Raw genomic sequence first — 1040 nt, 5'->3', positions numbered from 1 at the left:
ACGCAAAGGCCAGGCCTCAGCATTTTATTATGGTGATCCCCTGGGCGAAATGCGCCTGGTAAGCAGAGTTTTTGAAATGTAAGGCCTTTGAATAAGACAAAAGGCTGCCTCATCGCTAACTTTGCAACAGTGCCGTATTGAGCATTGAATGCAAATGATGTAGTAATTGTCTACAGGCTATAGGACCAGCATGAAGAAGAATGAAATGTAGTTGCCAATTTATAACCTTGGTTGAAAAGCATAGCATTGTTATTCGGAGAAGTGAGGTAAGCCATCCTTCTCTTATTCATTTAAAATGATTCTTACTCAACTGATCTCGACTCATGGGCTGGTTCCAATTAGACGGATAATAACTTCCATCCCCTATCTTTTTCTTACCATATTTCTTGCATTTAATCCCTTCTTTGGAGATTTGATTCAGCATCACTGTTGTCGGTTGAATCAAATCAATGACATAGTTCGTTGGTTCAGGAAAAGCAGAAGAGGCTGCTTTATTGCAAAAGAGAACATTCGGATCAAATGGATTGGATTGCACAAAAGCCATGATACAGCCACAGAGTAATTCACCTGCATGTAATCTGTAACATCCATTCAGGTCATCAGACGAAGATTAATCTGAAATTTAAGCACTAAACGCCATAAATCTATGTATGGGCAGACTTTTTTGAGACATATGTTGATAAACATGCGGCAAGTTACATTGCTTAAAAGTCTATCTAAGTTAACAATCTATGTAAGCGTCCGCTGAACCCCATGCCTATTTTTTAATTTGAGTTGGATTTCCAGCGATGTGGCAGTAATTCTTCTATTTGGGTCGCTTTATGTGTCGGCAGCCTTTTCAGCACATCACTGAGATAGGCATACGGATCCAGCCCATTCAGCTTTGCTGACTGGATTAAAGTCATGATATTGGCCGCTCGTTGACCACTACGCAGCGAACCTGCAAATAGCCAGTTCTTTCGTCCCAATGCCCAGGGACGCATTGAGTTCTCTGCCCAGTTATTGTCAATGGGTAGATTGCCATCATCCAGATAGCGGCT

The 1040-nt window shown here is 41.4% G+C and carries 2 protein-coding genes and 1 pseudogene; 1 reads left to right on the top strand and 2 read right to left on the bottom strand.

The annotated features are described in order from the left end of the window. Positions 1-82 (top strand): annotated as a pseudogene (locus HHA41_RS13005) (IS6 family transposase); the annotation flags it as partial. Between the two features lie 204 nt (positions 83-286). On the opposite strand, the gene HHA41_RS13000 reads toward HHA41_RS13005, so the two are convergent. Continuing rightward, on the bottom strand, positions 287-544 hold the full coding sequence (locus HHA41_RS13000; protein ID WP_005245137.1) for a hypothetical protein: 258 nt from the start codon (positions 542-544) through the stop codon (positions 287-289). A gap of 220 nt (positions 545-764) precedes the next feature. Then, a partial coding sequence (locus HHA41_RS12995; protein ID WP_168461963.1) for a transposase domain-containing protein occupies positions 765-1040 on the bottom strand: 276 nt, incomplete at its 5' end.

The organism is Acinetobacter sp. A1 (genome assembly GCF_012371315.1).
In the GTDB taxonomy this organism is placed as follows: Bacteria; Pseudomonadota; Gammaproteobacteria; order Pseudomonadales; family Moraxellaceae; genus Acinetobacter.
This window is presented reverse-complemented; position numbering and strand designations above follow the sequence as displayed.

Bases quoted from the DNA above. Each gene is read 5' to 3' on its own strand.
- HHA41_RS13000 (WP_005245137.1), bottom strand. From the start codon at position 544: ATGGCTTTTGTGCAATCCAATCCATTTGATCCGAATGTTCTCTTTTGC.